Source organism: Clostridioides sp. ES-W-0018-02, assembly GCF_020658175.1.
Taxonomy (GTDB): domain Bacteria; phylum Bacillota; class Clostridia; order Peptostreptococcales; family Peptostreptococcaceae; genus Clostridioides.
In genome coordinates, this window is the sequence record NZ_JACVVY010000004.1 from 436,235 (window position 1) to 444,355 (window position 8,121).

Annotated in this window: 7 protein-coding genes; 6 read left to right on the forward strand and 1 reads right to left on the reverse strand. The window is 26.2% G+C overall.

Going from position 1 to position 8,121, the window contains the following annotated elements; genetic code table 11:
• Nucleotides 1-90: 90 nt before the first annotated feature.
• The 6 genes from IC219_RS13040 to IC219_RS13065 all read left to right on the forward strand — a co-directional run bounded on the left by IC219_RS13040 (nt 91) and on the right by IC219_RS13065 (nt 7,576).
• On the forward strand, nt 91-546 hold the full coding sequence (locus tag IC219_RS13040) for a hypothetical protein (RefSeq protein WP_227432827.1): 456 nt from the start codon (nt 91-93) through the stop codon (nt 544-546).
• A 267-nt stretch (nt 547-813) separates the two neighbouring features.
• Nucleotides 814-1,518: a response regulator transcription factor gene (locus IC219_RS13045; RefSeq protein WP_227823717.1), complete on the forward strand. Its 705-nt coding sequence runs from the start codon at nt 814-816 to the stop codon at nt 1,516-1,518.
• Entirely contained in the window at nt 1,505-2,755 is a 1,251-nt protein-coding gene (locus IC219_RS13050) for a sensor histidine kinase (protein ID WP_227831160.1), read from the forward strand. The genes IC219_RS13045 and IC219_RS13050 overlap by 14 nt, the downstream gene beginning before the upstream one ends.
• Nucleotides 2,756-2,834: 79 nt before the next feature.
• The gene (locus IC219_RS13055; RefSeq protein ID WP_227831159.1) at nt 2,835-3,512 is read left to right on the forward strand and encodes an ABC transporter ATP-binding protein; all 678 of its coding nucleotides are present in this window, start codon (nt 2,835-2,837) and stop codon (nt 3,510-3,512) included.
• A complete protein-coding gene (locus tag IC219_RS13060) occupies nt 3,513-6,077 on the forward strand; it encodes an ABC transporter permease (protein WP_227831158.1) in 2,565 nt (854 codons plus the stop codon).
• A gap of 224 nt (nt 6,078-6,301) precedes the next feature.
• On the forward strand, nt 6,302-7,576 hold the full coding sequence (locus tag IC219_RS13065; protein ID WP_227831157.1) for a 4Fe-4S dicluster-binding protein: 1,275 nt from the start codon (nt 6,302-6,304) through the stop codon (nt 7,574-7,576).
• Between the two features lie 75 nt (nt 7,577-7,651).
• On the opposite strand, the gene IC219_RS13070 is transcribed toward IC219_RS13065, so the two are convergent.
• Nucleotides 7,652-8,121: cell wall-binding repeat-containing protein (locus tag IC219_RS13070; RefSeq protein WP_227853439.1), on the reverse strand; the 470-nt coding region annotated here is incomplete at its 5' end.

Here is an 8,121-nt window from a genome sequence, read left to right on the forward strand (position 1 = left end):
TTTGTAAAAATTGTAATTTAAAAATAACATAATTTTTATCAAAATAATACAGATACTATCTATAAATAGAAATCAGAAAGGAGAAAAAATATGTTAACATATTTAATTAAAAGACAAATGAATAAAAAAGATGATGGAATGAGTAAGCCAATGATGTTTGCAGGAGCCGTGATTACAGGAGTGGGTGCATATGCAACTTATAGGATGATAAAAAACATTAAATCTAAATCTCAAATGTCTCAAATGATTGATACAGAGTATTATGGAAATAATCAATACAATGACTATAAATATGATGAGTTTGGTTATGAATGTGATTGTAGTGATAAAAAACAAGATTATGAATATGAAGAATTAAAAAAAAAAGTAAGAGAATTTAATTCAAGAAGAATAAATTGTGAAAATTGTCCACATGTTTCTCAAGAAGAAATGATGCATTATGTAAATAGTGTTAAAAATGATAAAAAAGACATTGATTTACATGAAGATGACAAAAAAAATAATATTTATAAAGAAGAAGAATATAAAAAATATGAGGAAGAATAAAGTAAGCTTTAAATAGTTAAACAGATGAGAATACTAGTTTATATAAAATTAAATATCTAAAATGTGAGTTGTAGCTTAACTTGAGAAAAATCTATACTATTTTCAAAATAGTTAAGTGTCAACTTGCATTTTTATTTTTATGTTTTTAGTAATTGTTTGTGACTATTTTGTAATTCTAAATATATTTTAGTATCTAAAACAATTGTGTATAATAAAAGTTGTATATGTAAATAGTTTAAAATTAAAATGTTAAGAAGGGAAATAGTTATGTTAAAGTTATTGATAGTTGAGGATGACAGTACTATCTCTTTTGGAATAAAGTATGCATTGGAGCAAGAGGGATTTAGTGTAGATATATCAAAGGATTTATCAAGTGGAAAAGAAATGATATCTTCTAATGAATATAGTATGGTACTACTGGATGTAATGTTACCAGATGGAACAGGATATGAATTTTGTGAGTATGTAAGAAAGTTTTCTCAGATTCCTATAATATTTTTAACTGCTTATGATGAAGAAGTAAACATTGTACTGGGTCTTGATATAGGTGGAGATGACTATATAACAAAACCTTTTAGAATTAGAGAATTAATATCGAGAATAAAAGCTGTTTTAAGAAGAAAAGGTGACGCTACAGAAGAAAATAAAAAGATACTTAAATATAGAGATTTAAATATATATACATTAGAAGCTAGAGTATATAAAAATAACAAAGAAATATTTCTGACATCTGTTGAATATAAGCTTCTTTTAATTCTTATACAGAATAAAAATACAGTTTTGAGTAGAACTCAAATACTAGAAAAGCTTTGGGATGTAACTTATGATTTTGTTAGTGATAATACTTTAACTGTTTATATAAAAAGACTTAGAGAAAAAATAGGAGATGACTTATGTAAACCAATTTACATAGAAACTGTAAGAGGACTAGGTTATAAATGGATAGGAAGTGAAAATAATGTTTCTATATAATCCTGAAGTAAAGAATTTTTTTAGTAAATATATTATTTTAATGTTGATGGTAATTCTTATATCAACTGGATTTAGTGTAATCAATATAAATACAACTAAAAATATGATTGTAAAAAATAATCAAGCTATAATAGGAACCTTAGTTAACAAGTATCCAAAACTAGAAAGTGATATCGTAGATATAATAACACAAGGAAAGTCCATGCAAAATGTAGAATTTGGTGAGAAAATATTAAGTAAGTATAACTATGACAAAACTATTAGAATAAATTCTGAGCCTCTTACTTCCAAATTACTTTCAAACACTATAAAAATAAATATAATCTTAGTTTGTATAATTTTTATGATGATATTTATGTTGATACTTAAATATTTTAGAACTATGTATAATGATTTATCAGATATGACTAAGTATGTTTACTATAGTTCAGAAGGAAAAGAATTTGATATGAAAAATAGAAATCAAGAAGGGCAGATAGGTCTTTTAAAAACAGAGCTATTGAAGATGACAACAATTCTTAATGAAAAAGTTGAACTTTTAAATTCAGAAAAAATATTTTTAAATAATACAATTTCAGATATATCACATCAGTTAAAAACTCCCATGACTTCCTTAATCATACTAAGTGATTTATTATATAATGATGTACCATATGAAGTGAAAATAGATTTTTTAGACAAGATAAAAAATCAACTAAATCGTATGGACTGGTTGATTAAAAGTATGCTTAAATTATCAAAAGTAGAAGCTAAAGTTATAAAGTTTAAGAGAGAAAAAATAAAGTTTAGTGAACTTATACATAGAGCAATCCAACCAATGAAAATACCTATGGAGATTAAAAACCAAAAGTTAAGTATAGAAGGCAATGGTAATGTATCTTATGTTGGTGATATTGATTGGTCAGTTGAGGCTTTAGTAAATATAATAAAAAATTGTATAGAACATACTCCTGAGTTTGGAAATATAAGTATAATTTACAAAGAAAATCCATTATTTTCAGAGTTAATAATAAAAGATGATGGTGAAGGTATAGATAAAAAAGATATACCACATATTTTTAAACGTTTTTATAGAGGGAAAAGTAGTTCAAAAGAGGATAGTGTAGGTATAGGGCTTGCAATGGCAAAATCCATAATAGAAAGTCAAAATGGAGATATTTATGTAAATAGTGAAAAAGGTAAAGGAACTGAATTTCATATAGCATTTCATAAGATATATGATGATAATAGTGACTAATCTGTAATATTTAATTCACTTTATAGTAATAGCTTGAGTCTAATATATGAAGTACAGAATATAAATATTGGAGGTAGTTATGGAAATTTTAAGAGTAGAAAATTTGACTAAAAGTTATGGTAAAAATGAAACAAAAGTCGATGCAATAAAAAATGTAAGCTTGTCTATAGAAAAAGGTGAGTTTATAGCAATAACAGGTCCAAGTGGAAGTGGAAAGAGTACATTATTACATTTATTAGGAGGTGTTGATAGACCTACTAGTGGTAAGGTTTATATAAATGATGTAGATATATATAATCTAAAAACTAAGGATTTGGCAATATTTAGAAGAAGAAATATAGGTCTTATATATCAATTCTATAATTTGATTCCAGTTTTAAATGTCAAAGAAAATATATTACTTCCAGCAGAGCTTGATAATAGAAAGATTGATAAAGAATACTTGAATGATTTGATGAAAATATTGGGTCTAAGCAACAGAGAAAATCATCTTCCTAATCAATTATCAGGAGGTCAACAACAAAGAACATCTATAGGACGTGCCTTAATTAATAGACCATCTATAGTATTAGCAGATGAACCAACAGGTAATCTAGATAGCAAAAACTCAAAAGAAATACTAGAGTTATTAAAATTATCAGTAAAAAAATATAATCAAACATTAATAATGATAACTCATGACAAAAATATAGCACTTCAGGCGGATAGAATTATAGGCATAGAAGATGGAATTATAAAAAGTGATGAGGTGATATAAATGAATCTATATACATCTCTAACTGTTAGATATTTAAAACAAAATAAAAGACGAACTATTGTAACTATAATTGGAATAATACTTTCCACTGCTTTAATTTGTGGTATAGGTAACATATTTGAAAGTTTTATGGATTATCAAATAAGAGAAACCATAAAAAATGATGGGAGTTTTCATGCTAAATTCTACAATGTAAACAAAAAAAATATAGACTATGCAACAAAATCAGCTGAAATAAAAAGTTATGCACTTACTAATCAACTTGGATACTCTAGAATAGAAGATACTGTAAATGGTATATTAAGCATTAAGCAATATGATAAAAATGCTATGGAAGGATATATAGTTTCTATAAAAGAAGGTAGATTTCCAGATAAAGATGGAGAAATTATTTTAAGTGAAAACATAGTTAATCTTATGGAGAAAAAGCTAAAAATAGGAGATAAGATAACCTTAAAAGTAGGTGATATGTTTGATAGTAATAACAAAAAAATTGATGATATGAGTGTATTTCATGAAGGTGATTATATTGCCAATGAAAAAGAAAAGACATTTAAAATTGTAGGTATAATCAAAAGGCCAGGATTTGAACTCACTGACCAAGTTGATACTGGTTTAACTTACTTTAATCCTATAGATAATAATAAAGAGACAGTGAATATATCAATAACAGCAAAAAATCCTAAAGATATATATGAAATAACAAGAAAAATAAGTAATAATATATATACAAATAAAGATAAAGCATCAAACTCTGAAATGATAAAATACAATGAACATTTATTGAGATTACAAGGAGCTAGTAAGTATGCAAATATAAATAGTTCTATAAAAGCTATAATTACTATGGTAACTATTTTAGTAATTATATGTACAATTGCTACAGTATATAATTCTTTTAGTATTTCTATAACTGAACGAAAAAAGCAGTTTGGAATATTAAATTCTATAGGAGCTACTACTAATCAAATTAAAAGATTAGTTTTTATTGAAGGTATTATAATTAGCTGTATTGGAATACCAATAGGACTATTGTCTGGAACAGTAGCTATAGATTTAGTATTTAAAGCTATAAATAAATATCTTACAGAATCAGTTGTATCACAGATGGGTTTACAAATAGTATATAATCCATTAATAATAATTATCAGTATAATAATTGTTTTACTTACAATTTTTATATCAATTCTCCTACCTGCAATAACAGCCTCTAATATTTCTCCTCTTAGTGTAATAAGGAGTAGTGGAGATTACAAAGTAGGTAAGGTTAAAAATTCGAAACTTATTAAATTAGTTTTTGGAACAGAAGGTGTACTTGCATATAAAAGTGTAAGAAGAAATAGAAAGAAATTTATTGTGACACTTTTTTCTTTAATAGTAAGTATAGTAATATTTATATCTTTTAGCGGATTTATGGCGAATTTCTTAAAAGGTGAAGAAATCAGAAATTCTCAAAGAAACTACGATTTATATTTAAGTTCAAGACAAATATCTAAGTCTATGGATGATACTATAAATAAACTAAAAAATATATCTGGAATAAAAAACTTTGAAGTAGCTGTAGGAGAGTATATTTCTATAGGAGTAGATAAGGATAAAATAAATAAATCTAAAGAAAATCTAATTAAGGATTATTATCAACAACGTAAGGTTGGAGATAGTTATGTATATGAGTTTAACAACAACGAAATAATTTTTCCTGGAGAAACTGCAATACAAAATAAAACAAAAAACTTAATAAAAGGCTCTTTTGATAAAGAAAGAGCGATTAAAGAAAATGGAGTGATATTTGTTAGAAAAAGTTACTTTGAATCAAAGGGTAAGAAAGGCGTAATAGAGTTAACTAATTACAAAGTTGGAGATATTGTAACTTGTGAATATACTGGCGAAAATGATTCAAAGAAAAAAGTAAACATAAAAATTCTTGGTATAACAGATGAAAAACGTCTAGGAATGGGTTATCAAAATATGGGATTGCAATTTTTAACTTATGATGAGGTTGCTGAAAATATGGATTTAAAGTTAGAGAAAGGTATTGTCTTTATTGACTCAGGGGGAAGTGCTCAGACTAGGAAGAGTATAGAGTCTTTGGCTAAAAAAAATAATGTCAATTTTCATGATGAAAATACAAGTGACAAAAGTGAAAAGCAAAATTTAAAAGCTATTAAAGTTTTTGTATATGGGTTTATAGTAGTGATATCTCTAGTAAGTGTTACAAATATACTAAATACAATAAGTACAAGTATAAATCTAAGAAAAAGAGAACTAGCAATAATACAATCAATAGGTGTTACTCCTGTAGGTTTTAGAAAAATGATATACTTAGAAAGTTTTATCTATGGTATTTTATCTTTATTGTTTGGCGTACCAATTGGTATTGGGTTGATATTAATTATGAATAAATTAGTTTCAGGTGTAATTGAGTTTTCTACAGTTATACCATGGACAGCAATTGGCATATGCATAGTTAGTGTTTTTATAATAACCTTTATAGCAGCATATATACCTATGAACAAATTAAATAAGGAGAATATAATAGATAATATAAGAAAGGAAAGTATATAAAATACTATAAAAATAATTTATAGATATGTAAAATATTATTAAAATCGTTTAATTGGTATAAACTATAATTATGCTGATTAAACGGTTTTTATTTATATAAGAAATCTAATAAATAAATTGCTAGAGGTATTTAACTATTTAGAAAGAATTGGTATTATATAAAGTAGGAGTTTAGATAATAAAGAAAGATATTTGATTATATTGCAAAACAAAAGAAAAAGAAGGTGATTACTATTTCTCATATAACTGCTAAAAACATGTATAAAAGCTTAGAGGAAAGAATAAATAAATTTCCACAGGGTGCTCCACCCTCCGATACATTATATAAAATACTAAATGTACTTTTTACAGAACAAGAGGCAAAATTAGTGGCACAACTTCCAATAAAGCCTTTTAGAGTAAAAACAGCAGCTAAAATTTGGAGTACAAGTGAAAGTGAAGCATATAGGGTGCTAGATAAGCTAGCTAGTAGGGCACTAATACTAGATATAGAAGATAAAAAAGGTAAAAAATATATAATGTCTCCTCCAATGGCTGGTTTTTTTGAGTTTGCCATGATGAGAACAAGACACGATATAGACCAAAAACTTTTATCAGAACTTTACTATCAGTATATGAATGTAGAAGAAGATTTTATTAAAGATTTATTTTATTCAACAGAAACAAAACTTGGAAGAGTTTACGTTCAAGAAGAAGTATTGACTAATGATAATGAAGTAAGTATTTTAGATTATGAAAGAGCTACTCATATAATTGATGAATCGACTCATATAGGTATAAGCATGTGTTATTGTAGACATAGAATGCAACACGTTGGAAAAGCCTGTGATGCTCCTATGGATATATGTATGACATTTGACAATGTAGCTAATTCTTTAATAAACAATAAATTTGCAAGACGTGTAGATAAAGTAGAATGTAAGGAATTACTTCATCAAGCATATGAACATAATTTAGTTCAATGTGGAGAAAATGTTCGAAAAGGAGTTACATTTATATGTAATTGTTGTGGTTGCTGTTGTGAGGCGCTAGTAGCAGCAAAAAGATTTGGAAATCTTCACCCAGTACAAACAACTAGTTTTATACCAAATATAAACCATGAAAGTTGTGTAAAGTGTGGTAAATGTATATCTGCATGTCCAATAGATGCAATAAGTAAAGTAAAAGAAAATGATAAAGAATATATAAAAGTTGATGAGGATAGATGTCTAGGTTGTGGCGTTTGTGTTAGAAATTGTCACAAAAATAGTGTTATGCTATTAAAGAGAGATGAAAAAATAATAACTCCTGCAAATTCAGTACATAGAGCAGTTCTCATGGCAATCGAGAAAGGGCAATTACAAAATCTAATTTTTGATAATAATGCCTTAGCTAGTCATAGAGCTATGGGAGCGATACTATCAGCTATATTAAAACTTGAACCAGCTAAAAAAGCTTTGGCTAGTAAGCAGCTAAAGTCAGTATACTTAGATAAATTACTAAGTATGAATGATAAATAAAGATTAATTTTATAATTGTAATAAAAACGGGCTATATTCAAATAAAATTATTTGAATATAGCCCGTTTTAAAATATTAAGCTATTTCTTTAATTTGTTTAAATGAATTTTCATTTCCATTTCCACCAATTTGTGTTACTGATTTAAATCTCATAGTTTTAAATAGTTCTTTTTGACTATAGTCTAGTAAATTTCCTACTAGTATTACAGGAGATTTAGTTTTTCCAGCTAAAACCCCAACAGATAAACCATCTATTAAATCATCTTGTTTATTGATTCCATTTTTAGCTACATATAGGTTATTTATATTAGAATCCTTGTAGAACTCTTTTATTACTTTTGCATTTGTTTCATTTCTAGTACTACCTGATATTCTTTGTGGATTTTTAAGTTTGTTTTCTATATTTTTAGAAACTGTATATTCTCCACCTATTATATAAGATTTATCTATTTTTTTATCTTTGAATAAATCATTTATTTCAGTTATATTACTATTTTCATTAGTAAGTATTATAGGCATATCATTTTGAGCTGATGCTGCACCAA

What these genes read in the sequence shown, in the direction of transcription:
- IC219_RS13040 (WP_227432827.1), top strand. Translation starts at nt 91, where the DNA reads ATGTTAACATATTTAATTAAAAGACAAATGAATAAAAAAGATGATGGA.
- IC219_RS13045 (WP_227823717.1), top strand. Translation starts at nt 814, where the DNA reads ATGTTAAAGTTATTGATAGTTGAGGATGACAGTACTATCTCTTTTGGA.
- IC219_RS13050 (WP_227831160.1), top strand. Translation starts at nt 1,505, where the DNA reads ATGTTTCTATATAATCCTGAAGTAAAGAATTTTTTTAGTAAATATATT.
- IC219_RS13055 (WP_227831159.1), top strand. Translation starts at nt 2,835, where the DNA reads ATGGAAATTTTAAGAGTAGAAAATTTGACTAAAAGTTATGGTAAAAAT.
- IC219_RS13060 (WP_227831158.1), top strand. Translation starts at nt 3,513, where the DNA reads ATGAATCTATATACATCTCTAACTGTTAGATATTTAAAACAAAATAAA.